Source organism: Nocardia cyriacigeorgica GUH-2 (assembly GCF_000284035.1).
Classification (GTDB): domain Bacteria; phylum Actinomycetota; class Actinomycetes; order Mycobacteriales; family Mycobacteriaceae; genus Nocardia; species Nocardia cyriacigeorgica_B.
Genome location: NC_016887.1, coordinates 4,936,830 through 4,962,046, shown reverse-complemented (window position 1 = coordinate 4,962,046; position 25,217 = coordinate 4,936,830). Strand labels below are relative to the sequence as shown.

Genomic DNA, 25,217 nt, shown 5'->3' with positions numbered 1-25,217 from the left:
ACTCGATCGCATGTACAACTGGGAGCTCCAGAACGCCATCGTGGCATTCGTGGAAAGCCTGCGTCCCGGCGCGCAACAGCAGCACGAGCTCTACATGTCGGTGCTGTACGCGTTCGCCGATATGCAGAGCCATCTGCTGACGCTGCTCGGCTACCCGCCGGTCGCGTGACGGCCACCGTGGACGACCAGGCGGGCAAGCCGGCCCCGTCGCGGTCCAAGCTCCGCCTGCCCCGGCCCGTGTACGCCGCACTCGGCGCGCTGATCATGCTCGCGCTCGTCGTCGACGCGGTGATCACGCTGATCCTGGAAGTGCTCTACCTGCCGCTGTACCTGGGCAGCGTCGCCTTCCCGATCGCGGCCCCCATCGCCGGTGTGGTGAACGTGCTGCTGGTACTCGGCGCGCGCTCGGTCTCGCCGCGCCCGGCCGTCATGCTCCTGCCCATCGTCGCCTGGACCCTGGCCTTCCTGGCCGCCGCGAGCTCCGGCCCCGGCGGCGACGTCCCCCTCGGCAGCGACGCCCGCACCCTGCTCCTGATGCTGTTCGGTCTCACACCGCCGCTGATCTACGTCTATATGCAGGCCAACCGGACGAAAGTGGTGCAGCCGGCAGCGCGTCGCTGATCCGGTGGCGCGGCCGATAGGCGGCGCCGACAACACGTTCGAGCTCCGACGTGGTCGAGAAGGCGATGGTGGTCGGCGGCATGCTCGGTGGCCTCATCGCGGGCGGCGGACACGTTATCGAGGCGATCCGTCGTCACGAATGGGTGGCGTGGTCGGCCGCACTCGACCGCTCACCCAGCCGCCCCGGTGTCACCGCCTCGATGAGGGCCCACGCCTGATCCAGGGGGAGGTCGACGACGTGGTAGCGCTTCTTGCCTGCGGCGGTGGCAGCGGTGACGGTGGCCAGGCCGGAGCGGCGCTGCCAGAAGGTTTGGCGGACGGTCCAGCCGATGATGCCGGGGGCTTCCAGGCAGTCGCGGTCGCGGTCGAGCGAGCCGGAGCGGGTGATCAGCCAGGTGGGGGAGGTAGCGGTGGCGGGTAGGACGGCGTGGCCGAGGCCGCGATAGCGGTCTTCGGCCAGGGCCGCGGTGATCACCGTCAGCGCGACCGGCAGCAGCCACCACCAGGGCGAGAACCGTTCGCCCGCAAGGACGAACAGCAGCAGCGGGGCCGCCACCACGGGAACCGGCCACATCGCGTGGGTGTAGCGCCTGCGCCGGGCCGCGCGACCATGCTGGACGAGCTCGACGCGAGCGGGTGCCGCGCCGGCGGGGAGCGCATCGGCCGCTCCGTTCGCCCGGGACGGTGCGGCCGGCAGCGATCCACCGTTGGGCAGCTTCGACGTGTGCGGGCTCAGCAGATGCGCGAGGGTGTGCTCGACCGCGGTCCGCGGCGCCTGCGGCAGGATCTTCTGACGCGGATTCTGCCCGGTCATGATCGCCTCGAGGGAGGCGCCGTTGGCCAGCCGCAGCAGCAGCGGCTCGTTGACGGTCGCGCCGCGGAACCGCGCCAGATCCAGGGTGATCTGCCGCGTGGTGAACAGCCCGTAGCGCAGGTGCAGGGTCGTCCCGTTGTCGGTGACTCGCAGCCCGAAATAGGTGGCCAGATAGTGCGCGCAGGCCGCCAGGCTCATCACCAGCACCACCGAGATCACCAGGCCGAAACCGAGCAGCGTCAGCAGCAGCACGCCCCGGCCCTCCACCGAATGCACGGCATCGGACCGGAAGACGACCTCGCCGAGCCCGTACTGGAAACCGAGGCCGACGATCGGCGCGACGATGGCGAACCCGGTCAGCGACAGCGGCGCGTACTTCACCCACGACGGCCGCCAATGCCCGATCTCGCGGCCACGGTCCGGAGGTGAGCCCTCGAACTGTCCGGCAGCCTGCGTGGCGGTGGGCGGGCCTTCCGGTTCGTCGGCGGCCACCCGCGGCACCCGGGTGTGGGCGAGCAGTTCGGTCCGCAATCCGGGCACCACGTCCGCGTCCAGGGCGTTGAGCTGGAACTTCTCTCCGGATTCGGCGTGCTGGCCGGTGCCGATGACCAGCACCGCGAGCCCGAGGACCCGGTGCAGCAGATCGGCTTCGATATCGACCGACCGGATCCGCGAGCGCGGCACCGAGAGCCGTTTGCGCTGCACCAATCCGGTGCGCAACTCGACGTGTGTCGGGCCCACCCGGTAGGTGGTGGTGAACCAGCGGGTCAGCGCGTACCCGACGATCGCCACCAGCGGGATGACGCTCCACCCGTGATTGCCGCTACTGGTGCCGAGGATCAGGGTGCCGAGCACGACCGGGATGAACCGGATCACCTCGTCGACCGGATGCACCAGCAGCATCCGCTTGTCCAGCCGGAGCCAGGGCTGGCCGGTGTCCGGCTCCGGCGGCTCGGCGGCGCGGTGGCCGTCGTCCGGAACGGGCTGTTCGCTCATGTCGCGTCTCCGCGGTGCAGCGCCGCGATCTCGGTCAGCCTGGTGACCGTCTGCTCGGCCACCGGCAGTTCGAGCCCGCTGATCTCCACCGCCCCCGCCGACGACGCCGTGGTGACGGTGACCGTCGCCAGCCCCAGCAGCCGCTCCAACGGACCACGCTCGGTGTCGACGGTCTGGATGCGCGAGATCGGCGCGACCCGGCTCTCCTGGGTCAGCCAGCCCACCCGCGTGTACACCGCCTGATCGGTGACCTCCCACCGGTGCACCCGGTAGCGCCACCACGGCACCACACCGATGCTGACGGCCGCCACCACCAGCACGATCACCGTCGCCGTGCCTTGCAGGGACCGATTGCCCGCGTCGAAGGCCGCCCAGATCAGCAGCCCGACCAGCGGAATGAGCCAGCCCAGCACCGATTGCAGGGTCCACAGCAGTTTCGCCTTCGGGCTGGGACGCCAGGCCGGTTCGGCCATGATGGTGCGCGGCTGCGACATGATTGCCATCGTGGCACGCCGGGTCCGGAATAGCCCGCGAGGCCGGGGAGTTGTCAACGCTCACGAGCCTGGAGGGAGACAGTTCCGGATGTGTGGCGCATGATCGAGGGCGTGATCGACCTACCCGAGCCGACCGTTCCGTCCCCACCGCCGAGCCCGTCGGCCATGCGCCGGGCCCTGCGGCGCGCGCGTGACGGGGTGAGCCTGAATGTCGACGAGGCCACGGTCTTGTTGCACGCCACCGGCGACGACCTGGCCGATCTGTGTCGCAGCGCGGCCAGGGTGCGTGATGCCGGCTTGGAATCGGCGGGCCGGCCGAAGACGATCACCTATTCGCGCAACGTCTTCATCCCGCTCACCCATCTGTGCCGGGACAAATGCCACTACTGCACCTTCGTCACGGTGCCGGGCAAGCTGCGCGCCGAGGGCCGTGGCATGTTCCTGGAGCCGGACGAGGTGCTCGACATCGCCCGGCGCGGCGCCGCCCTCGGCTGTAAGGAGGCGCTGTTCACCCTCGGCGACCGGCCGGAGGACCGCTGGCCGGAGGCCGCGCAGTGGCTCGACGAACGCGGCTACGACTCCACCCTCGACTACCTGCGCGCCGTCTCGATCCTGGTACTCGAGGAGACCGGCCTGCTGCCGCACCTGAATCCCGGGGTGATGAGCTGGGAGGAGATCTCGCGGCTCAAGCCGGTGGCCCAGTCCATGGGCATGATGCTGGAAACCACGTCCACCAGGCTGTTCACCGAGAAAGGCAACTGCCACTACGGCAGTCCCGACAAGGATCCGGCGGTGCGGCTGCGCGCCATCACCGATGCCGGCCGCCTCTCGGTGCCCTACACCACCGGCATCCTGGTCGGTATCGGCGAGACGATGACCGAGCGGGCCGAATCGATCATGGCGATTCGCAAGCAGCACAAGGCGTTCGGGCACATCCAGGAAGTCATCGTGCAGAACTTCCGCGCCAAGGACGACACCGCCATGCGCGACGCTCCCGATGCGAATATCGACGAATTCCTGGCCACCATCGCGGTGACCAGGCTGCTGCTGGGCCCCGATGTCCCGGTGCAGGCCCCGCCCAACCTGGTCTCGCAGGCCGAATGCACCGCGCTGCTCGGCGCCGGTATCGACGACTGGGGTGGGGTGTCGCCGGTGACGCCCGATCACGTCAACCCCGAACGCCCCTGGCCCAACCTCGACACCCTCGCCGAACTCACCGCAGCCGCCGGATTCGAGCTGGTCGAACGCACCTCCGCGCATCCGAAGTACGTGCTGGCGGGCAACCCGTGGGTGGATCCGCGCATCGGCGCGCACGTCGCCGCGCTCACCGATCCGGACACCGGTCTGGCCAGGCCGGACACGATTCCGGTGGGGTTGCCCTGGCAGGAGCCGGACGAGTCCTGGGAGTCGGCCGGACGCGTCGACCTCAATACCGCCATCGACACCGATGGCCGCAATACCGAGACCCGCAGCGACCTCGGCAGCGCCTTCGGCGACTGGGACACCGTGCGCGAGCAGGCCCGCGACCTGGCCGCGGCACCGCAGCGGCTCGACGCCGACGTGCTCGACGCCCTGCGCGCCGCCGAACGCGACCCGGCCGGCCTGTCCGACGCGCAATACCTGGCCCTGGCGACCGCCGACGGCGCCGACCTGGATGCCGTGGCCGCCCTCGCCGACGGCCTGCGCCGCGACGTCTGCGGCGACGAGGTCACCTACGTGGTGAACCGCAATATCAACTTCACCAATATCTGCTACACCGGCTGCCGGTTCTGCGCGTTCGCCCAGCGCAAGGGCGACGCCGATGCCTTCACCCTGAGCACCGACGAGGTCGCCGACCGGGCCTGGGAGGCGCACGTCGACGGCGCCACCGAGGTGTGCATGCAGGGTGGTATCGACCCCGATCTGCCGGTCACCGGATATGCGGATCTGGTGCGGGCGGTGAAGGCACGGGTGCCGTCGATGCACGTGCACGCGTTCAGCCCGATGGAGATCGTCAACGGCGCCTCGCGCGGCGGGCAGAGCGTGCGGGAATGGCTGCTGGCCCTGAAGGAGGCCGGGCTCGACACCATCCCGGGCACCGCGGCGGAAATCCTGGACGACGAGGTGCGCTGGGTGCTCACCAAGGGCAAACTGCCTGCCTCGGCCTGGATCGACGTCATCACCACCGCGCACGAGGTGGGGGTGCGGTCGAGTTCGACGATGATGTACGGCCACGTCGACAACCCGCAGCACTGGGTCGGGCACCTGCGGGTGTTGCGCGATATCCAGGACCGCACCGGCGGTTTCACCGAATTCGTGCCGCTGCCGTTCGTGCATCAGAGCGCCCCGCTGTACCTGGCAGGGGCGGCGCGGCCCGGGCCGACCAACCGGGACAACCGGGCGGTGCACGCGCTGGCCCGGATCATGCTGCACGGGCGCATCGACAACATCCAGACCAGCTGGGTGAAACTGGGTAGCACCGGAACCAGGGTGATGCTGCAAAGCGGAGCCAACGATCTCGGTGGCACCCTGATGGAGGAGACCATCTCCCGGATGGCCGGCTCACAACACGGTTCGGCCAAGACCGTGGCCGAACTCACCGAGATCGCCGCGGGCATCGGCCGTCCGGTCCGCGAACGCACCACCACCTATGGTGTTCCGGCGGGTCGCGGGCCCGTGGCGGGACTCGAACTATCCATCCACTGAGCCACCGCCCGAAGTTAGGGCAGGCTGACCGAGGGTAACGTGTGAGGCGCCAGGGATACTTGTGCCGGGCGCAGTACCCCCGAGGTGAGGACAGACTAGGAGAACGGCAGTGCCGTACATCATCGCTGAACCGTGCGTTGACGTGAAGGACAAGGCGTGCATCGAGGAATGCCCCGTGGATTGCATCTACGAGGGCGCTCGCATGCTGTACATCCAACCCGACGAGTGCGTGGACTGTGGTGCGTGTGAGCCGGTCTGCCCGGTCGAGGCGATCTTCTACGAAGACGACACCCCGGATCAGTGGAGCGGCTACATCAACGCCAACGTCGACTTCTTCGACGAGCTGGGTTCGCCCGGCGGTGCGACCAAGGTGGGCAAGGTCGACTACGACCCGCCGTTCATCAAGGAACTGCCGCCCATGGCCGCTGAGTGAGCACTGGCTTGTCGAGTACCGGTCATGCGGCCCGGGTGCGGGTCAGTTCACTGCTTCCGGATTTCCCGTGGGACACCATCGCGGGCGCGAAGGCGAAGGCCGCCGCGCATCCGGACGGGATCGTCGATCTGTCGGTCGGTACGCCGGTCGATCCGGTCGACCCGCTGATCCGCGAGGCTCTGAGCTCGGTCGCGCAGGTCCCCGGCTACCCCACCACGCACGGCACCACCGCGCTGCGTGAGGCGGCGGTCGCGGCGCTGGCCCGCCGGTACGGGATCACCGGGATCGATCCGGCGGCGGTGCTGCCGGCGATCGGCACCAAGGAACTGATCGCCGGGCTGCCCCGGCTGCTCGGCCTCGGCGCCGGCGATCTGGTGGTGATTCCCGAGGTCGCCTACCCGACCTACGAGGTGGGCGCGCTGCTGGCCCACACCCGGATCGCCCGCGCCGACGGGCTGACCCAGCTGGGTCCGCAGTCGCCCGCGCTGATCTATCTCAACTCGCCGTCGAACCCGACCGGCAAGGTGCTCGGCGTCGAGCATCTGCGCAAGGTGGTCGCGTTCGCCCGCGAGCGCGGCGCCATCGTCGTCTCCGACGAGTGCTACCTGGGGCTGAGCTGGGAAGGCCGGGCCGTCTCGGTGCTCGACCCGCAGGTCTGCGACGGCGACCACACCGGCCTGCTCGCGGTGCATTCGCTGTCGAAGACGTCGAACCTGGCCAGCTACCGTGCCGGCTTCGTGACCGGCGACGCGGACCTGATCGCCGAACTGCTCGAGGTGCGCAAGCACTCCGGGATGATGGTGCCCTTCCCGATCCAGGCCGCGATGACGGCCGCACTCGGCGACGACACTCACGAGAACCAGCAGCGTGAGCGGTACCGCGCCCGCCGCGACACGCTGCGCACCGCCCTGCTGGCCGCCGGATTCCGCATCGATCACTCCGAGGCGGGCCTGTACCTGTGGTCCACCCGCGATGAAGAGTGCCGCAGCACGCTCGACTGGCTCGCCGAACACGGCATTCTCGCCGCGCCCGGTGATTTCTACGGCCCGGCCGGTGCCAAGCACGTGCGCATCGCCCTGACGGCCACCGACGAACGGATCGCGGCCGCAGCCGCCCGCCTCGCCGCTGGCTGACCCGCCGACGCCACCCGGCAAACTGCTGCGGTGCAGGTGGGCGTGGTTTCTGCGCTGCGCAGCGTGCCGGAGTTAGCCTGGGTTATGGACGCTGTCACGGTTGTCCCTGCCCCTGCGAACGAGCCGGTGCACAGCTACGCACCGGGCAGTCCCGAGCGGGAGCGGCTGGCGAGCAAGCTGGCCGCGATCTCCGCCGAGACGGTCGAGATTCCGCTGGTCGTCGGTGGTAAACACCGGCCCGGCATCGGTGCCCGGCACGAGATCGTGGCACCACACCGGCACCGCCAAGTCCTGGGTACCTACACCGATATCACCCACGCCGAGGCGAGCGACGCCATCGACGCCGCCATCGCCGCGGCCCCCGGCTGGCGCGCGCTGCCCTTCGACGAACGCGCGGCGGTCCTGCTGCGTGCGGCCGATCTGCTGTCGGGCCCGTGGCGGGAGACGGTGGCCGCCGCGACCATGCTCGGGCAGTCGAAATCGGTGCAGCAGGCCGAGATCGACGCGCCCTGCGAGCTGATCGACTTCTGGCGGTTCAATGTCGCCTTCGCCCGCGAGATCCTCGAACAGCAGCCGCGCTCCAGCGCGGGCGTGTGGAACCGGATGGATTACCGGCCGCTCGAGGGTTTCGTCTACGCCATCACCCCGTTCAACTTCACCGCGATCGCCGGCAATCTGCCCACCGCGCCCGCGCTCATGGGCAATACCGTGGTGTGGAAGCCCTCGCCCACCCAGACGCTGGCCGCCTATTACACGATGCGGTTGCTGGAAGCGGCGGGCCTGCCGCCCGGGGTGATCAATATGGTCACCGGCGACGGCGTGGAGCTGTCGGAGGTGGCGCTGGCCGATCCGCGGCTGGCCGGCATCCATTTCACCGGCTCCACCAAGACCTTCCAGTACCTGTGGCGTCAGGTCGGCGCGAATGTCGGCAGCTACCACGGCTATCCGCGGCTGGTGGGGGAGACCGGCGGCAAGGATTTCATCGTCGCGCACACCTCCGCCGATCCCGCGGCTTTGACCACCGCGCTGGTCCGCGGGGCCTACGAGTACCAGGGGCAGAAGTGCTCGGCGGCCTCCCGCGCGTACCTGCCCCGTTCGCTGTGGCGGCAGATGGGCGACGACTTCCTGGAGCTGACCGGGAACCTCGCCTACGGTGACGTCGCCGATCTGACGAATTTCGGTGGGGCAGTGATCGATCGGCGCGCCTACGACAAGAGCGTGACGGCCATCGAACGCGCCCGCTCGGCGGGATTGAGCATCCCCGTCGGCGGCACATACGACGACGAGGAGGGCTTTTTCGTCCGGCCCACAGTGCTGCTGGCCGACGATCCGCGCGACGAAGCCTTCACCACCGAGTATTTCGGCCCGATCCTGTCGGTGTACGTCTACGACGACGGCGAGCCCGGCGCCTACGCCTCGGTGCTGTCGGAGGTGGAATCGACCGCCCCATACGCCTTGACCGGCGCGGTGTTCGCCCAGGACCGGCATGCCATCGAGCAGGCGTCGCAGGCGCTGCGATTCGCGGCGGGCAACTTCTACGTCAACGACAAGCCCACCGGCGCGGTCGTCGGGCAGCAGCCGTTCGGCGGCGCGCGATCCTCGGGCACCGACGACAAGGCCGGCTCACCGCTGAATCTGCTGCGCTGGGTCGCCCCGCGGGTGATCAAGGAGACCTTCGTGCCACCGGATGATCACCGGTACCCGCACATGGGGTCGCAGGCGTGAACCCGCTACGGCCCGCCATCCTCGCCGCGGCCGGGTCGCCGCGGATGAAGCGGCTGGTCACCGGCACTCCGGTGACCGCCGATATCGTGCGGCGCTTCGTGGCGGGCGAGACCAGGGCCGAGCTGATCGGCGTGGCCAGGCAACTGCTGGCGAGCGGACGGGCGGTGAGCGTGGACTATCTCGGCGAGAACACCACCGACCGGGCGCAGGCCGACGCGGCGGTGGCGGAGTACCTATCGCTGCTCAATGACCTGTCGGCGCTGGATGTTTCGCTCGGACCGGCCGGTGCAGCACCGCTCGAGGTGTCGGTGAAACTGTCGGCGCTCGGACAAGCCCTGCCCGACGACGGCCCCGCCATCGCCACCGAGAATCTGCGGACCCTGTGCACCAAGGCGGTGCAGGCCGGCATCTGGGTCACCGTCGACGCCGAGGACCACACCACCACCGACGCCACCCTCGCCACGGTCGCCGAACTGCGCGACGAATTCCCCTGGCTGGGCACGGTATTGCAGGCCTATCTGCGCCGCACCGAGGCCGACTGCCGGGATTTCGCGGGCCCCGGTTCGCGGATCCGGTTGTGCAAGGGCGCCTATCGGGAACCCGACGAGGTGGCCTATCAGCACCGCGACGAGGTCGACGCCTCCTACCGGCGCTGCCTGGAGGTGCTGATGCGCGGCGAGGGCTACCCGATGGTGGCCTCGCACGATCCGGAGATGATCGCCGCCGCCGACTGGCTGCTCGCCGATACCGGACGTGGCGCGGGCGATGTCGAATATCAGATGCTCTACGGCATCCGCGAGGACGAGCAGGCCCGCATCGCCGCCGCGGGCAACACCATGCGGGTGTATGTGCCCTACGGCGACCAGTGGTACGGCTACCTCATGCGCAGGCTGGCCGAGCGACCGGCCAACCTGGGATTCTTCCTGCGCGCCCTCACCGGCCGCTGATCACACCAGCGGCAGGCCCTTGCGCATGCGACGGCGCAGATCCCACAGGTAGAAATTCAGCGGGAACATCCGGGCCGGCGCGGGCAGCCGGGTGACGACCGCGCCGATCATCCGCATCAGCCGATCGAAGCGGCGCTGATCGCGGGCCGACCAGCGCATGCCCATCTCCCGGCGCAGATGCCACGGCAGCACACCGGTGACGACGAACCGCTGGAAGCGGCCGAACATTACCTGCACCGCGCGCGGCATCATCTTCAGGTCGATGAGGTCGTTGAAGTAGTCGCGCACCACCGGGTCGATCGCGGTGGCGGCCAGGTTCTTCGCCCAGAAGTCGGCGAAGGCCGCGCGGTCGGCCGGCCACATCTCCGGCCGCATCTGCAAAGTGGCGCCGAGGCGGACGCTGTGCTGGTAGAAGGCGTCGGCGGCGTCGTCGTCGATACCGCCGCGCAGCTTGTCGAGCATGTCGGCGAAACCCCAGTACAGGCAGGCCGCCACCCACAATTGCAGGTTCGGATCGAAGGCGTTGTACTTCACCGGGCTCGACGGCTTGGACCGGATGCTGCGATGCGAGCCGTTGACGGCCTCGCGGTAGGCGGCGCGTTCGGCCTCGCTGCCCATCATCGCCACCGCCAGATAGGTGAGCGTGGTGCGCAGGCGCTTGAGCGGGTGCACCATCACCTTGCCGCTGTCGACGTCGCTTTCCAGCACCCCGTAGGCGACCGGGCGCAGGCCCAGCTGCATGATGACGTTGGCGGTGCCGCCGAGAAAGGCCGAGACGCCGTCGATGTAATCCTCGACGACGAAATCCGCCGGTGGCGCTGGGACGGGTCCGCCGGGGGTGGCGGGCGCGACAGCGGTCATCGTTGACCTCACTTCCGGTGAGAAGGTTACGCGCAAACCTTCTCATTTGCTCACGTCGTGTGTCAATCGACGCTGAAACTATGCAATGCTTGGTCAGTCATTGTTTCGCCGACTCTTGCGGAGGTGCCCGATATGGCGGCGCTGGCCGATCTGCTGCCGCTGGTGCGGACCCAGCGCAAGGATCAGGATCAAACCGTGCTGTCCGCGGCGCTGCTGGCCTTCCTGGACTTCGGCATCAAGCGCACCAGCATGGGTGAGGTGGCCCGGCGCGGCGGGCTGTCGCTGGCGACGCTGTACCGGCGCTTCGCGGGCAAGACCGATCTGATCCAGGCCGTCGGGTTGCAGCAGACGCGCGAGTTCATCGACGGTGTCGACGCCGCGGTGCAGCGCCAGATCGAGCGTGACGCCGGCGCCGAGGACCAGATCGTCGAACTGTTCGTGGCCTTCCTCGACGGACTGCGCGGCAACAAACTGCTGGACCGGCTGTTGCAGACCGAACCGGAGACCGTGCTGCCGTACCTGACGGTCAAGGGCGCGCCGGTGATCGAACTCGGCCGCGATTACGTCGCGGAGTTCATCACCCGGTTGCAGCGCGAAGGCAAACTGCCCGACTACGATCCGCTGCCGCTGGCGGAGATGATCGCCAGGACCGCGCTGTCGCTGGCGCTCACCCCGCAGACGGTGATCCCGCTCGACGACGACGCGGCCGCACGGGAATTCGCCCGCGACCACGTGGTGGTCTCGTTCCGCATCCCCTGAACACCGGCCCGATGAGCGCCTAGACCAGCGGCCTGCCCAGGCGGCGCCGCAGCCGCATATCGGCCAGGAAAGCGTTGACCGGGAAGGTTCGCACTGCCACCGGCAGGCGGGCCTCGATCGCGCCGACTCCGCGCAGCAAACGGCTCAGCTTGCGCTCGTCCTCCGCACTCCACGACATGCCCATCTGTTCGCGCAGGTGCGGCGGGAGCAGTCCGGCGGTGACGAAACGGTGGAATCGCAGCACCGGCCGCAACCGCATCGAGCGCGGGAACATCTTCAGGTCGACGATGGCGTTCAACATGTCGCGCACCGGCGGATCGATGAAGGTGCGGGCCAAGTTCTCGGTCCAATAGCGCTCGAAGGCGACGCGGTCGGCCGGCCACAGGTGCTCGGGCATCTGGAGGGTGGTGCCGAGGCGGGCGGCGTAGCGGTAGAAGGCGTCGGCATCGGCGTCGTCCATCGGGCCGTGCAGGCGGTCGTGCAGATCGCGCCCACCCCAGTACAGGCAGGCCGCCACCCACAATTGCAGGCGCGGATCGAAGGCGTTGTAGCGCACCGGGCTGGACTCGGTGGAGCGCACCGGGCGATGCGAGCGGTCGACGGCCGCGCGATAGGCGGCGCGTTCGTCGTCGGTGCCGAGCATGGCCACGGCCAGATAGGTGAGCGTGGTGCGGGTGCGTTTGACCGGATGCAGCAGGATTTTGCCGCTGTCCACCGGGCTCTCCAGCACGCCCCAGCCGACGGCCGGATGGCTCAGCTGCATGATGACATTGGCGGCCGCGCCGAAGAGTGCGGCGGAACCGTCGATATGCCGCCGGATGTCGAATTCCCCGGTGCGCGACTCGGTGCCGGCGCGCGAAGTGCTGGTCATCGTGGACCCCATCTCGACGTTGAGAAGGTTGTACAACTACTTTCTCACCGCGTCATCGGGGGTGTCAACGGTGTGCGGGCGATCGGAGCGGTAGCACTGCCTGCTCTGGGCGCGCAGCTCCCGCCGGGTAGCGTGGGCGGATGCCTTACGGTCCGCCGCTGCTGCTCCGCTCCCTGGATCCGCTCGCCGTCGCGGCGGGTGCCGACATTCCCGATGCCGTCACCATCGACGGCGTGCGGTTGTCCCGCAGCGATCTGCTCGGGGCCGCGACCTCGGTGGCCGAGCGCATCGCCCGTGCCGACCGGGTGGCGGTGCTGGCGCGGCCCACCGCGACCACCGTGCTCGCCGTGGTCGGCTGCCTGATCGCCGGCGTCACCGTGGTGCCCGTGCCGCCGGATGCCGGGACCGCCGAATCCGCCCATATCCTGGCCGATTCCGGCGCCCAGGCCTGGCTCGGCGAGGCGCCGGAGGGCACCGAGCTGCCGGTGGTCCCGGTGCGGCTGCATGCCAGGTCGTGGCACACCTACCCCGAACCCGACCCGGCGGCAACGGCCTTCGTGCTCTACACCTCCGGCACCACAGGCCTGCCCAAGGGTGTGATGCTCAGCCGCGGCGCCATCGCCGCCGGCCTCGACGCCCTCGCCGAAGCCTGGTCGTGGACCGCCGACGACGTTCTGGTGCACGGCCTTCCGCTGTTCCATGTGCACGGCCTGATCCTCGGCGTCCTCGGCGCGCTGCGCGTCGGCAGCCCGCTCATCCACACCGGCAAGCCCACCCCCGAGGCTTACGCGGACGCACCAGGAACCCTCTACTTCGGCGTCCCGACCGTGTGGTCCCGGATCGCCGAAAACCCTGACGCCGCCAAGAAATTGGCCGACGCCCGCCTGCTCGTCTCCGGCAGCGCCCCGCTGCCGGTCCCGGTCTTCGAGCGCCTGGCCGAACTCACCGGCCACGCCCCGGTCGAGCGCTACGGCATGAGCGAAACCATGATCACCCTGTCCACCCGAGCCGACGGCGAACGCCGCCCCGGCTGGGTCGGCCGCCCCGTCCGCGGCGTGGAAACCCGCCTCCGCGACGAATCCGGCGCCCCCGTCCCGCACGACGGCGAGAGCATCGGCGGCCTCCAGGTCCGCGGCCCGATGCTGTTCGACGGCTACCTCAACCGCCCGGACGCGACGGCGGAATGCTGGAGCGACGGCTGGTTCGACACCGGTGATGTCGCGGTCATCGACCCCGGGGGATACCACCGCATCGTCGGCCGGAAGTCGGTGGACCTCATCAAGACCGGCGGTTTCCGCGTCGGTGCCGGCGAAATCGAGACGACATTGCTCGGGCATCCCGCGATCGCGGAAGCGGCGGTGGTCGGTGCGCCTGATCCCGATTTGGGGCAGCGAATCGTCGCTTACGTTGTCGCGCGCGCAGGAATGGCCCGGCCGGACGGATCAGAACTGATCGAGTTCGTGGCCCGGGAACTGTCGAATCACAAACGCCCCCGAGAGATCCACGTCGTCGAATCCCTGCCCCGCAACGCGATGGGCAAGGTACAGAAGAAGCTGCTGGCCCCGGAGACGGACCAGAGCGCCTGACCGCCTACTGCGTATTCACCAGCAGGGCGTATTGGGCTGCGGCCTGGTGGCGGACGTCGGTGGGGTCGTCGCCGGTGACGAAGGCGGCGTGGCGGCGGTAGGTGAGGTAGCAGCGGGCCACGGCGGGTTTGCCGGTGGTCGCGGGGCGTTCGACACAGCGGACGCCGGGGACGTCGGCGGGTGGGTCGATGGGGTGGCTGTTCGGGCTCTGGTTGTCCGCCCAGGCGGTGCCGAAGGCGATGGCGGCGGCGTTGTCGCGGAAGCGGAAGACGGTGGTGGAGCCGGACTTGGCCACCGCGTCGACGCCGCCGTCATCCCAGGCTTCGAGCAGTTCCGGCTGATCGACCGGCCGGAAGTGGACGGCGGCGCGGCCGGTCCAGGCGGAGTAGTCGCCTGCGGAGATGGGCACGTGCTGATCGCGGGGGCCGGGAGTCAGGGCGCGGCGCAGTATGTCGTCCGAATCGCGGGGGAGGTCGGTGAATTCCCCGGGCGGGGTGGGTTCGAAATCGTCGAGCAGGGGGAGTTGGGCGTCGAAGATCTCGCGCAGGCGGGTGGTCATCGCGTCCAGGTCCGGCGTCGGATGTTGCAGGAAGAGGCTGATGACGATCTCGCCGTGCGCCATCAGCGCGCTCACGGTCTTGATGCCGGGACGCCAATGTGCGTGCGCCTGTGGGTAACCCGGGACGGTGACCGGCCGGTTATCCGGGCTCACCGCGAAATCGGTGCTCTCCAGCTCCCGGGCGGCGGTCCGTGCACGGTCGGCGTCCGGGAACCGCATGAGCACCACGCGGGTGACGGTGGCATCGGTCTCGGTCGGGCGGACGTCGGTGGGGAACGGCTCGTCGGCCTCGGCGATATCGAAGGCCACCAGGAACCCGTGCCGCTCCAGCGTCGGCAGGTTCACATTCGAGATGGCGGAGGCGTCGGCGGCCTTCTTCGGACTGTCGATCACATCGGTGCCCCAGTTGTGCACCAGATCGTCATCGATCTCGTGCGGCACCGCGATCGCCCCCGCCATCCGCAGCCCCTCCAGGATCGGGCCGTCGGAGGCCACCCGCACCCCGTTCACGTCGAGCGGTTCGATCGGGTAGTCGCCCACCTCGAGGGTGCGTACATCGACCTCGGCGGCCACCGGCGTGCCGGTCACCGTCGAACAGGCCGTCAGCAGCGCGAGCGCGCCGACCGCGGCGAACCGGGTCAGAACGGTGCGGTACGAACCCATTCGTCGATCACCTCCTGGTGCGTGCGGCCTTTGCGGAAGACCTGAAAGGTGATGGCGGCGCGCGGCCCCTCCGCGAACTGGACCAGCACCCACGGACCCGTCGAACCATTGAACTTTCGCACGATCAGCGGCTGCCCGTAGCGCGAACGCAGCTGCTCGGTGTCGGCCGGCGGCAGGGTGGCGATATAGGAGTCGACGATGGCGGCGTCGTCGTGGGTGAGCACTTGCAGCTCGAGCTTGTCGCCGTCCTGGCAGTTGAAGCCGTGGGTCCACACCGCGTCCGGGTTCTTGGTGGCGAAACTGCACCGCAGATCGCGGAATCCGGCGCTGTCCGGGCCGTCGGGCAGCAGGTCGGGGAACAGGGCGATGGTTTCGCGGCCCGCCACCCACGGGTCCGGTGCGGCGGTGGTGGCCGGCGGCGCGGTCGTGAGTCCGATGGTGGGCGGTAGGGCGACGGTCGTAGTCGGCCCTGGCGCAACCTCATCCCCGGATCGCGCGGCGACGACCGTTGCCGTGACAGCCGCCGCGACCACCACCAGCCCCGCCACCGCGACCGGCCACCGGCGGCGACGGGCCGGGACGGCGGGCTGCGCGAGCGGCGCGGAAGGCTGCGGTGCCGGCTCGGTGAACGCCCGCCGCGCCGCCGCCACCATCTCCGCGCAACTGCCGAAACGTTGCTGCGGGTCCTTGGCGAGCGCCCGCGCGAACACCTCGTCGAGTGCGGGCGGCAGATCTGGCCGCACCGCACTGATCCGCGGCACCGGCTGCACCAGGTGCGCGCTGATCAACGCGGCCGCGCTCTCGGTCGGATACGGCGGTTGCCCGGCGAGCAGGTGAAACAGTGTGCAGCCCAGCGAATACTGGTCCGAGCGCGGATCGAGCGGCTTGCCTTCCAGCTGCTCGGGCGAGGCGTAGCGCAGGGTGGCGAGCAGGGTGCCGGTCCGGGTCAGCGCGGTGGCCTCGTCACGAGCCTTCGCGATGCCGAAATCGGTGAGCAGCACCCGTTCCGGGCCGGTAGCACCGGGATCGTCGCGGATCAGGATGTTGGCGGGCTTCACATCGCGGTGCAGCATGCCGGCGCGGTGCGCGTAGTCGAGTGCGTCGGCGGTCGCGGCGGCCACGTACAGCGCCCGCAACGGCGGCATCTGCCCGGTGCGCACGGCCGTCTCGGCGTCGGTGCCTTCGACGTACTGCATGCTGATCCACAGCTGCGACCCTTCCCGGCCGCGATCGTGGATCGTCACGATATTCGGATGATCGAGCCGCCCGGCCAGTTCGGCCTCGCGCTCGAACCGCCCACGGAACACCGGATCCTCGGCGAACGAGGAATGCAGCAGCTTCAGCGCCACCAACCGGGGCAGCCGCGGATGCCGCGCCGCGTACACACTGCCCATGCCACCCACGCCGAGCACCCGCTCGATCCGGTACCCGGCGAAGTCGGCACCGGGCCGGAGTGCGTGCATGGGGGCACGGTAACCCACCCGAACTGGGTGTTCAATCGTTGGCGCCTGCCACCGCATCCGCTGCGCACGCGGGTGCGGTCACCTGCTGATGGCCCGGCCGATCAGGCCCTGCCGCCTCTAATTGGGCGGCATGGGCCGAACCGGATACCCCACGGAGGCGGTCAGTCGTTGGCGTGCAGGTCGGCGTTGAGTTCGATGCCGGTGCCCTTGCGGTGCACGACCTCGACGGCGCCGGTGACGGAGTTGCGCCGGAACAGCAGGTTGTTCTGGCCGCTGAGCTGGGCGGCCTTGACGGTGGTCCCGTCGGGGGTGGTCACCTTGGTGCCCGCGGTCAGGTAGAGGCCGGCTTCCAGGACGCAGTCGTCGCCGAGCGGGATGCCGAGGCCGGAGTTGGCGCCGAGCAGGGAGCGCTCGCCGATGGAGATGACGGTGGTGCCGCCGCCGGAGAGGGTGCCCATGGTGGAGGCGCCGCCGCCGATATCGGAGCCGTCGCCCACGACCACGCCCGCGGAGATGCGGCCCTCGACCATGGAGGCGCCGAGGGTGCCCGCGTTGAAGTTGACGAAGCCTTCGTGCATGACGGTGGTACCCGAGGCCAGATGCGCGCCGAGGCGGACGCGGTCGGCGTCACCGATGCGCACACCGGAGGGCACCACGTAGTCGACCATGCGCGGGAACTTGTCGACGCTGTAGACCGTCACCGGGCCGCGGGCGCGTAGCTTGGCGCGGGTGGTCTCGAAACCCTCCACCGCGGCGGGGCCGTGGTTGGTCCACACCACATTGCTGAGCAGGCCGAACTGGCCGTCCAGGCTCACCTCGTGCGGGCGCACGAGCCGGTGCGAGAGCAGGTGCAGCCGCAGGTAGACGTCGTGGGCGTCCACCGGCGCGGCCGACAGGTCGGCGATGGTGGTCTGCACCGCGATCACCTCGACCCCGCGCGCCTCGTCGGGACCGACCAGCGCAGCGAACTCCGCGGGCACCTCGTCGAGCCGCTTGGTCGCGGTCTCGGCGAACTCACCCAGCTGGGGATTCGGGAACCAGGTGTCGAGGACGGTGCCGTCCGCGGTCACATTGGCGATACCGACTGCAGTTGCTCCCTGAATGCTCACGTCAGCAGAGCCTACCGACCGTCGCGGGCGCGTGGTGCAGCCACGTCACCGGCTGCCGCGCAGATCACGGCCGGTGACCGAGGTCCCCGGCGTCGGGTAGCCGCTGACTACGCTGAGCGGGGTGACCCTCGATCTGCGCGCCGACCCGATTGCCCTGACTGCCGCCCTCGTCGACATCCCGAGTGTGTCCAGGGACGAGCTGGCCGTCACCGACGCGGTCGAGGCCGCGTTGCGCACACAGACCAGCGGGTTCGAGATCGTGCGCGACGGCAACGTGGTGCTGGCGCGCACCGATCGCGGGCTGCCGACCCGGGTGGTGCTGGCCGGGCACCTGGACACGGTGCCGATCGCCGACAATGTGCCGAGCCGGATGGACGTCGAGGACGGTGAGCCGGTGATGTACGGCTGCGGCACCGTGGACATGAAATCCGGCGATGCGGTGTTCCTGCATCTGGCCGCCACCATCGCCGAACCCGCGCACGATCTGACGCTGATCTTCTACGACTGCGAGGAGATCGCCGCGGAGTTCAACGGCCTGGCCCGGATCGAACGCGAACGCCCGGAATGGCTGGACGGCGATCTGGCGATCCTCGGCGAACCCTCCGGCGGCTGGGTCGAGGCCGGCTGCCAGGGCACCCTGCGGGCCCGGCTCACCACCGCGGGCACCAGGGCGCATTCGGCACGAGCCTGGCTGGGCGACAACGCCATTCATCGGCTGGCGCCGGTCTTGCAGCGGCTGTCGGAGTACCGGGCGCGGGAGGTCGATATCGACGGCTGCGTCTACCGCGAGGGACTGTCGGCGGTGCGGGTGGCCGGCGGGGTGGCGGGCAATGTGGTGCCCGATGCCGCCGAGGTCGACGTCAATTTCCGGTTCGCGCCCGACCGCAGCGTCGCCCAGGCCACCGACCACGTCCGCGAGGTCTTCGCCGGCCTGGAGCTCGACTTCCAGGTCACCGACGCCGCCCCCGGCGCCCTGCCCGGCCTCACGGCACCCGCCGCCAAGGACTTGATCAACCGGGTGCACGCGCACGGCGCTGCGGGAGTGCGGGCGAAATACGGCTGGACCGACGTCTCCCGCTTCGCCGCCCGCGGCGTCCCCGCGGTGAACTTCGGCCCGGGCGACCCGAATCTGGCGCACAAGCGTGACGAGCGAGTGCCGCTGGCGCAGATCACGCAGGTGACGGCGATGCTGCGCAGCTACCTCACCGGCGCGTCCAGCTGAAAAACGCTGTCGGCGATGGCCCGTGAGTGAACTGCGGGCAACCACCGCATGACCGGTGCCGGGAAAACCGATCCGCCCGCAACCGCAGGTCGCGGCCCGGTAGTTTGGCTGGCATGTCCACTGACGCCGCCGAGCCACTCAACAGCAAGCCGAAGTCGACAGCCAGATTCCGCGGGCCGATCATGTTCCGCCGGGATCGCAAGCCCGGTACCGGCACCGCCGACCGGAATCTGCTGGATCGGCGCGGTGACAGCGACTGGGTGCATACCGACCCGTGGCGGGTGCTGCGCATCCAGGCCGAATTCGTGGAGGGTTTCGGAGCGCTGGCCGAGGTGCCGCGCGCGGTCTCGGTGTTCGGTTCGGCGCGCACGCCGGTCGACCATCCCGAGTACGAGGCTGCCCGCGCCATCGGCTCGGCGCTGGCGCATGCCGGATTCGCGGTGATCACCGGCGGCGGGCCGGGCGCGATGGAGGCCGCCAACCGGGGCGCGTGTGAGGCCGGCGGTTATTCAATCGGCCTGGGTATCGAGCTGCCGTTCGAGCAGGGGCTCAACGAATGGGTCGATCTCGGCATCAACTTCCGGTACTTCTTCGTCCGCAAGACGATGTTCGTCAAGTACTCGCAAGCCTTCGTCTGCCTGCCGGGCGGCTTCGGCACCATGGACGAACTGTTCGAGGCGCTGACGCTGGTGCAGACCCGCAAGATCACCCGGTTCCCGATCATCTTGTTCGGCACCAGGTTCTGGGGCGGACTGGTGGACTGGATCCGGGATTCGCTGCTGGGCGCCGGCAAGATCTCGCCGGGCGATGTGGACCTGCTCTACGTCACCGACAGCGTCGAGGACGTGGTGCGGATTCTGGAGCAGGCGACGGCCGAACGCGAGAACCTGGAAACCATGGGCACGGAGGACAAGTGGTGAGCGCGGGCAAACGCGCCTACGCCGTCTGCGTGTACTGCTCGGCCAGCACCATCGACCAGGCGCAGCTGGCGCTGGCCGCGCAGGTGGGCACCGAGATCGCCCGGCGCGGTTGGCAATTGGTGTCCGGCGGCGGTCACGTGTCGATGATGGGCGCGGTGGCCACGGCCGCACGCGCCGGTGGCGCCAACACCATCGGCGTCATCCCGAAGCATCTGGTGCACCGCGAGGTGGCCGACGTGGATGCCGACGAACTGGTCGTCACCGACACCATGCGCCAGCGCAAACAGGTGATGGAAGACCGCGCCGACGCCTTCCTCACCCTGCCCGGCGGTATCGGCACCCTCGAGGAGTTCTTCGAGACCTGGACCGGCGCCTACCTCGGCGTGCACGACAAGCCGGTGGTCGTGCTGGATCCGGACGGGCACTACCGCGGACTGTTCGCCTGGGTCGACGAGCTGCACGCGCGGGGTTTCGTGCCGCAGCCGGCCTTGGACCGGGTGCGTGTGGTCACCGATTTCGACGAGGCCTTTGCGGCGCTGCGGCCCCTCGCGGCCGAATCACCAGGCAATCCCGCTGCCGCACAGCAGCATCCGATCGAGGAGTACTGATCCGATGAGTGACGCCCGCACCGTCAGTGTTATCGACCTGGCCAAGAGCCTGCCCGGGATGGCGGTGGACGCGCCCGGCATGCTGCGCAATGCCCTCGGCATGCTGGTCGGTCCCGGCGACAAGGCGTCGGTCGGCCTGTACTTCCAGCGGGCGGCGCACCGTCATCCGCATCGGGCGTTCCTGCGGTTCGAGGGCACCGAATACCGTTACGGCGCGGCCAATTCGCTGGTGAACCGCTATGCGAGCGTGCTCGCCGCGCGTGGGGTCGGCCGCGGTGACGTGGTCGGTGTGCTGATGACCAACCGCCCGGAGACCCTGTTCACGGTGCTGGCCACGGTCAAACTCGGCGCCACCGTCGGCCTGCTCAATCACCATCAGCGCGATCAGGTGCTCGCGCACAGCTTCGGACTGCTCGGCAGCGTGGTGAACGTGGTCGGCGAGGAATGCCAGGAGGCGCTCGACTCGCTGCCCGCATCGCCGGGGAACGTGCTCTATGCCAAGGACCTGCACGCCGAAGCCCGGCTCGGCGACCCGTCCGATCCGCCGTCGTGCGCCGAGGTGACCGCGCGCGAGCGGGCGTTCCTGATCTTCACCTCCGGCACCACCGGCCTGCCCAAGGCCAGCGTGATGACGCATCTGCGCTGGACCAAGAGCATGGCCGGACTCGGTGGGCTCGGGGTCCGGCTGCGCGGCAACGACACCATGTACTGCTGCCTGCCGCTGTATCACAACAACGCGCTCACGGTGGCGCTGTCGTCGGTGCTCGCGGCCGGTGCGACCTTCGCGCTGGGCCGCCAGTTCTCCGCCTCGCGGTTCTGGGACGAGGCGATCCGGGAACGGGCCACCGCGTTCATCTACATCGGCGAGCTGTGCCGGTACCTGCTCAACCAGCCGGCCAAACCCACCGACCGCGCGCACCGGATCCGGCTGGCCGTCGGCAACGGGTTGCGGCCGGAACTGTGGGACGAGTTCAAACACCGCTTCGGCATCGGGCGGATCGTGGAGTTCTACGGCGCCAGCGAATCCAATATCGCCTTCGTCAATGCCTTCGGGGTCGATCGCACCGCCGGATTCGGGCCGCTGCCCTACGCCATCGTCGAGTACGACGACGCCACCGGTAATCCCAAGCGCGGCCCCGACGGCCGGTTGCGCCGGGTGCGCTCCGGCGGCGTCGGGCTGCTGCTGGCCAAGGTCACCGGCCGCTCGCCGTTCGACGGCTACACCGACCAGGCCGCCTCCGAGGCCAAACTGGTGCGCGACGGCTTCCGTCACGGCGACGTCTGGTTCGACACCGGCGACCTGGTGCGCGATCAGGGCTGGAACCACATCGCCTTCGTCGACCGGCTCGGCGACACCTTCCGCTGGAAGGGCGAGAACGTGGCCACCACCGAGGTCGAAGGGGCGTTGAGCGCGGCACCGGCGATCGCGCAGGCCGTGGTGTTCGGCGTGGACATCCCCGGCACCGACGGCAAGGCCGGAATGGCCGCGGTGACGCTGGCGCCCGGCACCGAATTCGACGGAAAAGCGCTGGCACGGCTGGCCTACGAGCGGCTGCCGAGTTATGCGGTGCCGCTGTTCATCCGGGTCGTCGACGAACTCGAAACCACCTCGACCTTCAAGAGCCGCAAAGTCGAACTGCGCGCTCAGGGCTATCGTCGCGACGCAGCCGGCGAGCTGTTCGTCTTGGCCGGTCGTTCCTCGGGGTACGTACCCGCCTACGACGGCTACACCGCAGAGGTCGCGGCGGGCAAAGCCCCGCGAGACTGATCGCAGCCCGGCGCGGGTTCGTCGGCGCAGACTTCCGGCCGTCGCGGATCGTAGTTCGCGGAGGATGCGATGTGCTGTTCCCACGTGTGGTGTGGCTGGTATTTGACCGCCGTCGAATACCCGGGATTCGATGGTCATCATGTGAATAGGGCTGTCGGAGTGGAGGACTGATGGCGATCGGCGCGGGCGGGTCGGATGATGGTGGCAGACCGGGGGTTTCTGGCCGCGGCGAGCCGGGCGGCGATGCCGTCCCTGGAGTGTCCGGTGGCGCGAGCGGCCGCGGGCGGTCGGACGGCACGCCCGGGGGTTCGGGCCCGTCGGCACCGGGTCTCCCGAACGGCCGAGGAGGCAGTGACCGCGGGCTCTGGGTCGGCGACGAAGGGTTGATCGCTCCGGCGGTGGCGGTCGGAACTGTCCGCGACAACCTCGAGGACGTGCGGCGTGGTCTCACGGACGGTCACGTCGACGCGCTGTTGGCGCGCATGCTGTCGCCCTTCGGCCGCACCGGGATCTTCGGTGACTCGGCGGTCGAATCCGCGTGGTCGGCATTTCACCGGACCTGGACTCGCGAAACCGGCGTGACGTCCTCGGCGGTCGCGCAAGTGGCGAAATTGCTGCCGGAGTCGGAGAACAAGCAGCGCGATACGGACCGAGACGGTGCACGCGAAACGCGCCGGGCCGTGCCGGACGTGCCGATACCGCGGAATTCGCCAGACGTCGAGCGGCAGCTTCCACCGCAGCCGGCGCTCAGGCCACCGTGGAATTCGCCCGGCGGAAACCCATGAGCACGACAGAGGCCCTGCGCGAAGCCTTGGCCGCGATCGACCTGCTCAGTCCGCACTATCGGGCATTGCTGCGCGAGAAGCTGCCGGAGGCGATCGAGGTAGCGCTGCGGCCACCCGGGCCCGAGGGCTCGCCGACGAAGATCTCGTCGCGGGCAGAGGGATATACGAAGACTGGGGAAACGTTCGGTGACGCTGCCTTCGACTTGTCACGAGTAGCCATCCGGTCACTGCCGTCGGCGTGGCGCGGTGACGCGGCCGAGACAGCCGGTCAGGTCGTCCAGGCACTTGCCGCGCAATCATCGGCCGCGATGACGGCTTTCGGTGGTGCCGGTGCCGCGCTGACCGAGTTCGGCGAGAAGCTGACCCAGGTGCAGCGGACCGATGCGCGTGGCGTCTCACTACTGCGTCAGGCAGCGAAGGCCATCCGGGAGGATGGGGCCGGCGCCGAAGCGCGCGCACTGCAGATGGCGGCCGACGGCTGCCATCAACGGCTCAAGGCCGCGCGGCTGCGCGACGGTGCCGCCGAGGACGCAGTGAGCGCGCTGAAGGAATACACCGCACTGGCACGGGCGAGCCGGGTCGATTCGCCCGGCATCAGTCCCGCGTCCTCGGTCGTGCTCGCCTACGCCGGCGACCGCAATTTCACGGCCGATCCGCTGGCCGGCCTGCTCACCCCGAACGCGTTGGAGCGGGGGTCACAGCTGCTGGGCAAGTTGTCGGCGGCAGAGCGTGCGGCGTTCGACAAGATGCTCGCCGACGCGCACACTCCCCAGGAAGCCGCCTATTTGTGGAACGCATTGGCGGCGGGGTATTCGTTTGCCGATGTCCGGGCTTTTCGCGGAGTGATTCACCCGCATGGCAAAGATCTGACGTGGCTGTCCGACCATTTGGACCCGCACATCAACAGCCGGAATACCCGAACCGGCAAGGGCGGTGAACATGTGTTGACCTATCGAGGTTTGCACCTCATACGGGACGCTGATGGCGGATTCGATGTCGGGCGAATCTACGGGCAGAACAAGAACAATTGTGTTTCCGCGTCGACGCTGGTCGCAAGGGCCGCCAACGATCCGGTCTTCATGCTCGGCTTGACCACCGGCGAGGGCCCCGCCGCGGTTGACGGCGCCAAGGCAGGCGACGACAGTCGCGGCGCATTCCGTGATCGGCTGGTCAGTGTTTACAACACCACCGACGCCCAGTATCCCGGTGGCAAGAACGGCTCGGAACTGTTCACCAAGGAGCTCGGACCCACTGCCGGCGGCGCATACCGCAATCACAACGACGTCGATACACCCGCTGAGCGGCGGGAGTATCTGTCCAGAATCGAATCCGCGGTGAACGAGGGTAAGCCGGTGCCCATCACGGTCACCAAGAACGACAATGGCGACCGGGGCCACCACGAAGTGATCATTCTTGCCGCGCAGGGCGACAAACTGGAGGTCTACAACCCGTGGGGCTACACCAGATGGGTGACGAAGCAGCAATTCATCGACGGTGAGATGGGCCGGGTGACGGGCGCGGATCCGAACCGCGGGCATGACGATCCCACGGCAGTCGCGCTACCGCAATGACGGCCGCGGACCCGACCACCCAGCGCGACAGCGCATTACGCCGTGTCGATATCGCTGCGGCGATCACCGCGGGCATACCGGAACAGGGGCCGGCGCGAGTGGCACTGTTCGGTGACGCCGTGGTTGCCGCGGCATTGTCGGCCGAAGAGCTCGCGACGGGGTCGTACCCACTGCAGTTCCTGGCAAGCTGTGTCCGCTCGCTCGGCCTGGACGCCGCTCTCGAACTGCCCGAACCGCTGATCGGTGCGGAGCGAACCGAGCTCGTCCGCGGGTGGATGTCGGCCGCACGCGCGGAACCCGGAATCGATGTCGCTCGCGACGACCTGTTCGCGCGGTGGCTGGAGGCGGTGGCACTGGTGATGTCTGTCCGGGCGCGGACGGCTACTCCGAGGTGACGACGGTGACGCTGAGCTCGAGTCCACCTCCACGTTCACAAGCGGCAAGGTAGAACTGGGCAATCACGGGTATTCGCCCGACGATGACTCCGCGCTGTTCGTTCTCGCCGGCCGCGCCGACGGCTATGTCCCGGCCTACGCGGACTACGCCGCCGATGTGGCGGTCGGGCGCGCGCCGCGGGGCTGACGGGGGTCTGCGGCCCGCACCGGTTATTACACGAGTCGGTAC

Annotated in this window: 23 protein-coding genes; 16 read left to right on the top strand and 7 right to left on the bottom strand. The window is 69.3% G+C overall.

The genetic code is table 11. The features are described from left to right. Nucleotides 1-10: 10 nt before the first annotated feature. Nucleotides 11-169, top strand: coding sequence for a hypothetical protein (locus NOCYR_RS29980; protein ID WP_014352710.1), 159 nt, complete (start codon nucleotides 11-13; stop codon nucleotides 167-169). Further along, on the top strand, nucleotides 166-621 hold the full coding sequence (locus tag NOCYR_RS22480) for a hypothetical protein (protein WP_014352709.1): 456 nt from the start codon (nucleotides 166-168) through the stop codon (nucleotides 619-621). Before NOCYR_RS29980 ends, NOCYR_RS22480 begins: the two co-directional genes overlap by 4 nt. Nucleotides 622-754: 133 nt before the next feature. Here NOCYR_RS22480 and NOCYR_RS22475 read toward each other — a convergent pair whose 3' ends face one another. Together NOCYR_RS22475 and NOCYR_RS22470 are read right to left on the bottom strand one after the other, a co-directional pair. After that, complete coding sequence (locus NOCYR_RS22475) at nucleotides 755-2,431, bottom strand: PH domain-containing protein (protein WP_014352708.1); 1,677 nt, start codon at nucleotides 2,429-2,431, stop codon at nucleotides 755-757. Then, nucleotides 2,428-2,925 (bottom strand): PH domain-containing protein, encoded by a 498-nt coding sequence (locus NOCYR_RS22470; RefSeq protein WP_014352707.1) that lies wholly within the window; start codon nucleotides 2,923-2,925, stop codon nucleotides 2,428-2,430. Before NOCYR_RS22470 ends, NOCYR_RS22475 begins: the two co-directional genes overlap by 4 nt. Nucleotides 2,926-3,024: 99 nt before the next feature. On the opposite strand from NOCYR_RS22470, the gene NOCYR_RS22465 reads away from it, so the two are divergent. The 5 genes from NOCYR_RS22465 (at nucleotide 3,025) to NOCYR_RS22445 (ending at nucleotide 9,848) form a co-directional block, all read left to right on the top strand. Continuing rightward, nucleotides 3,025-5,610 carry a bifunctional FO biosynthesis protein CofGH gene (locus tag NOCYR_RS22465; RefSeq protein ID WP_048833615.1) on the top strand — a complete coding sequence of 862 codons (2,586 nt, stop codon included), beginning with the start codon at nucleotides 3,025-3,027 and terminating at the stop codon, nucleotides 5,608-5,610. Nucleotides 5,611-5,719: 109 nt separating this feature from the next. Next, nucleotides 5,720-6,043 carry a ferredoxin gene (gene fdxA / locus NOCYR_RS22460; protein ID WP_014352705.1) on the top strand — a complete coding sequence of 108 codons (324 nt, stop codon included), beginning with the start codon at nucleotides 5,720-5,722 and terminating at the stop codon, nucleotides 6,041-6,043. A 35-nt stretch (nucleotides 6,044-6,078) separates the two neighbouring features. Then, a complete protein-coding gene (dapC, locus tag NOCYR_RS22455; protein ID WP_014352704.1) occupies nucleotides 6,079-7,176 on the top strand; it encodes a succinyldiaminopimelate transaminase in 1,098 nt (365 codons plus the stop codon). 84 nt (nucleotides 7,177-7,260) lie between these two features. Continuing rightward, nucleotides 7,261-8,901 carry an L-glutamate gamma-semialdehyde dehydrogenase gene (gene pruA / locus NOCYR_RS22450; RefSeq protein WP_048833614.1) on the top strand — a complete coding sequence of 547 codons (1,641 nt, stop codon included), beginning with the start codon at nucleotides 7,261-7,263 and terminating at the stop codon, nucleotides 8,899-8,901. A 44-nt stretch (nucleotides 8,902-8,945) separates the two neighbouring features. Beyond that, nucleotides 8,946-9,848, top strand: coding sequence for a proline dehydrogenase family protein (locus tag NOCYR_RS22445; RefSeq protein ID WP_048834390.1), 903 nt, complete (start codon nucleotides 8,946-8,948; stop codon nucleotides 9,846-9,848). Here the strand turns inward: NOCYR_RS22445 and NOCYR_RS22440 are convergent, their stop codons facing one another. Next, the gene (locus NOCYR_RS22440) at nucleotides 9,849-10,709 is read right to left on the bottom strand and encodes an oxygenase MpaB family protein (RefSeq protein ID WP_014352701.1); all 861 of its coding nucleotides are present in this window, start codon (nucleotides 10,707-10,709) and stop codon (nucleotides 9,849-9,851) included. It lies immediately after the preceding gene. Nucleotides 10,710-10,841: 132 nt separating this feature from the next. Here NOCYR_RS22440 and NOCYR_RS22435 point away from each other — a divergent pair, with 132 nt between their 5' ends. Continuing rightward, the gene (locus NOCYR_RS22435) at nucleotides 10,842-11,468 is read left to right on the top strand and encodes a TetR/AcrR family transcriptional regulator (RefSeq protein WP_014352700.1); all 627 of its coding nucleotides are present in this window, start codon (nucleotides 10,842-10,844) and stop codon (nucleotides 11,466-11,468) included. A 19-nt stretch (nucleotides 11,469-11,487) separates the two neighbouring features. Here NOCYR_RS22435 and NOCYR_RS22430 read toward each other — a convergent pair whose 3' ends face one another. Continuing rightward, nucleotides 11,488-12,339, bottom strand: coding sequence for an oxygenase MpaB family protein (locus tag NOCYR_RS22430; protein ID WP_014352699.1), 852 nt, complete (start codon nucleotides 12,337-12,339; stop codon nucleotides 11,488-11,490). 140 nt (nucleotides 12,340-12,479) lie between these two features. Between NOCYR_RS22430 and NOCYR_RS22425 the strand changes: the two genes are divergently transcribed. Further along, complete coding sequence (locus NOCYR_RS22425; protein WP_014352698.1) at nucleotides 12,480-13,925, top strand: acyl-CoA synthetase; 1,446 nt, start codon at nucleotides 12,480-12,482, stop codon at nucleotides 13,923-13,925. Nucleotides 13,926-13,929: 4 nt separating this feature from the next. Here NOCYR_RS22425 and NOCYR_RS22420 read toward each other — a convergent pair whose 3' ends face one another. From NOCYR_RS22420 to dapD, 3 genes are all read right to left on the bottom strand, one after another. Further along, nucleotides 13,930-15,147, bottom strand: a complete 1,218-nt coding sequence (locus NOCYR_RS22420) for a DUF7373 family lipoprotein (protein WP_014352697.1) — start codon at nucleotides 15,145-15,147, stop codon at nucleotides 13,930-13,932. Next, nucleotides 15,123-16,610: a serine/threonine-protein kinase gene (locus tag NOCYR_RS30190; RefSeq protein ID WP_014352696.1), complete on the bottom strand. Its 1,488-nt coding sequence runs from the start codon at nucleotides 16,608-16,610 to the stop codon at nucleotides 15,123-15,125. The genes NOCYR_RS22420 and NOCYR_RS30190 overlap by 25 nt, the downstream gene beginning before the upstream one ends. 161 nt (nucleotides 16,611-16,771) lie before the next feature. Then, nucleotides 16,772-17,719, bottom strand: coding sequence for a 2,3,4,5-tetrahydropyridine-2,6-dicarboxylate N-succinyltransferase (gene dapD / locus NOCYR_RS22410; protein ID WP_048833613.1), 948 nt, complete (start codon nucleotides 17,717-17,719; stop codon nucleotides 16,772-16,774). A 121-nt stretch (nucleotides 17,720-17,840) separates the two neighbouring features. Here dapD and dapE point away from each other — a divergent pair, with 121 nt between their 5' ends. The 7 genes from dapE (at nucleotide 17,841) to NOCYR_RS22375 (ending at nucleotide 24,988) form a co-directional block, all read left to right on the top strand. Then, on the top strand, nucleotides 17,841-18,941 hold the full coding sequence (gene dapE, locus NOCYR_RS22405) for a succinyl-diaminopimelate desuccinylase (protein ID WP_014352694.1): 1,101 nt from the start codon (nucleotides 17,841-17,843) through the stop codon (nucleotides 18,939-18,941). Between the two features lie 113 nt (nucleotides 18,942-19,054). Beyond that, nucleotides 19,055-19,861, top strand: coding sequence for a TIGR00730 family Rossman fold protein (locus NOCYR_RS22400; protein ID WP_048833611.1), 807 nt, complete (start codon nucleotides 19,055-19,057; stop codon nucleotides 19,859-19,861). Next, nucleotides 19,858-20,469 carry a TIGR00730 family Rossman fold protein gene (locus NOCYR_RS22395; protein WP_014352692.1) on the top strand — a complete coding sequence of 204 codons (612 nt, stop codon included), beginning with the start codon at nucleotides 19,858-19,860 and terminating at the stop codon, nucleotides 20,467-20,469. The genes NOCYR_RS22400 and NOCYR_RS22395 overlap by 4 nt, the downstream gene beginning before the upstream one ends. 4 nt (nucleotides 20,470-20,473) lie before the next feature. Next, complete coding sequence (locus NOCYR_RS22390) at nucleotides 20,474-22,237, top strand: long-chain-acyl-CoA synthetase (RefSeq protein WP_014352691.1); 1,764 nt, start codon at nucleotides 20,474-20,476, stop codon at nucleotides 22,235-22,237. 170 nt (nucleotides 22,238-22,407) lie between these two features. After that, on the top strand, nucleotides 22,408-23,022 hold the full coding sequence (locus tag NOCYR_RS22385; protein ID WP_014352690.1) for a hypothetical protein: 615 nt from the start codon (nucleotides 22,408-22,410) through the stop codon (nucleotides 23,020-23,022). Beyond that, nucleotides 23,019-24,593 carry a hypothetical protein gene (locus tag NOCYR_RS22380; RefSeq protein ID WP_014352689.1) on the top strand — a complete coding sequence of 525 codons (1,575 nt, stop codon included), beginning with the start codon at nucleotides 23,019-23,021 and terminating at the stop codon, nucleotides 24,591-24,593. The genes NOCYR_RS22385 and NOCYR_RS22380 overlap by 4 nt, the downstream gene beginning before the upstream one ends. Beyond that, nucleotides 24,590-24,988, top strand: coding sequence for a hypothetical protein (locus NOCYR_RS22375; RefSeq protein WP_014352688.1), 399 nt, complete (start codon nucleotides 24,590-24,592; stop codon nucleotides 24,986-24,988). The genes NOCYR_RS22380 and NOCYR_RS22375 overlap by 4 nt, the downstream gene beginning before the upstream one ends. The last annotated feature ends 229 nt before the right edge of the window (nucleotides 24,989-25,217 follow it).

Bases quoted from the DNA above. Each gene is read 5' to 3' on its own strand.
- NOCYR_RS29980 (WP_014352710.1), top strand. From the start codon at position 11: ATGTACAACTGGGAGCTCCAGAACGCCATCGTGGCATTCGTGGAAAGC.
- NOCYR_RS22475 (WP_014352708.1), bottom strand. From the start codon at position 2,431: ATGAGCGAACAGCCCGTTCCGGACGACGGCCACCGCGCCGCCGAGCCG.
- NOCYR_RS22470 (WP_014352707.1), bottom strand. From the start codon at position 2,925: ATGTCGCAGCCGCGCACCATCATGGCCGAACCGGCCTGGCGTCCCAGC.
- NOCYR_RS22465 (WP_048833615.1), top strand. From the start codon at position 3,025: ATGATCGAGGGCGTGATCGACCTACCCGAGCCGACCGTTCCGTCCCCA.
- pruA (WP_048833614.1), top strand. From the start codon at position 7,261: ATGGACGCTGTCACGGTTGTCCCTGCCCCTGCGAACGAGCCGGTGCAC.
- NOCYR_RS22445 (WP_048834390.1), top strand. From the start codon at position 8,946: ATGAAGCGGCTGGTCACCGGCACTCCGGTGACCGCCGATATCGTGCGG.
- NOCYR_RS22440 (WP_014352701.1), bottom strand. From the start codon at position 10,709: ATGACCGCTGTCGCGCCCGCCACCCCCGGCGGACCCGTCCCAGCGCCA.
- NOCYR_RS22435 (WP_014352700.1), top strand. From the start codon at position 10,842: ATGGCGGCGCTGGCCGATCTGCTGCCGCTGGTGCGGACCCAGCGCAAG.
- NOCYR_RS22430 (WP_014352699.1), bottom strand. From the start codon at position 12,339: ATGACCAGCACTTCGCGCGCCGGCACCGAGTCGCGCACCGGGGAATTC.
- NOCYR_RS22425 (WP_014352698.1), top strand. From the start codon at position 12,480: ATGCCTTACGGTCCGCCGCTGCTGCTCCGCTCCCTGGATCCGCTCGCC.
- NOCYR_RS22420 (WP_014352697.1), bottom strand. From the start codon at position 15,147: ATGGGTTCGTACCGCACCGTTCTGACCCGGTTCGCCGCGGTCGGCGCG.
- NOCYR_RS30190 (WP_014352696.1), bottom strand. From the start codon at position 16,610: ATGCACGCACTCCGGCCCGGTGCCGACTTCGCCGGGTACCGGATCGAG.
- NOCYR_RS22400 (WP_048833611.1), top strand. From the start codon at position 19,055: ATGTCCACTGACGCCGCCGAGCCACTCAACAGCAAGCCGAAGTCGACA.
- NOCYR_RS22390 (WP_014352691.1), top strand. From the start codon at position 20,474: ATGAGTGACGCCCGCACCGTCAGTGTTATCGACCTGGCCAAGAGCCTG.
- NOCYR_RS22385 (WP_014352690.1), top strand. From the start codon at position 22,408: ATGGCGATCGGCGCGGGCGGGTCGGATGATGGTGGCAGACCGGGGGTT.
- NOCYR_RS22380 (WP_014352689.1), top strand. From the start codon at position 23,019: ATGAGCACGACAGAGGCCCTGCGCGAAGCCTTGGCCGCGATCGACCTG.
- NOCYR_RS22375 (WP_014352688.1), top strand. From the start codon at position 24,590: ATGACGGCCGCGGACCCGACCACCCAGCGCGACAGCGCATTACGCCGT.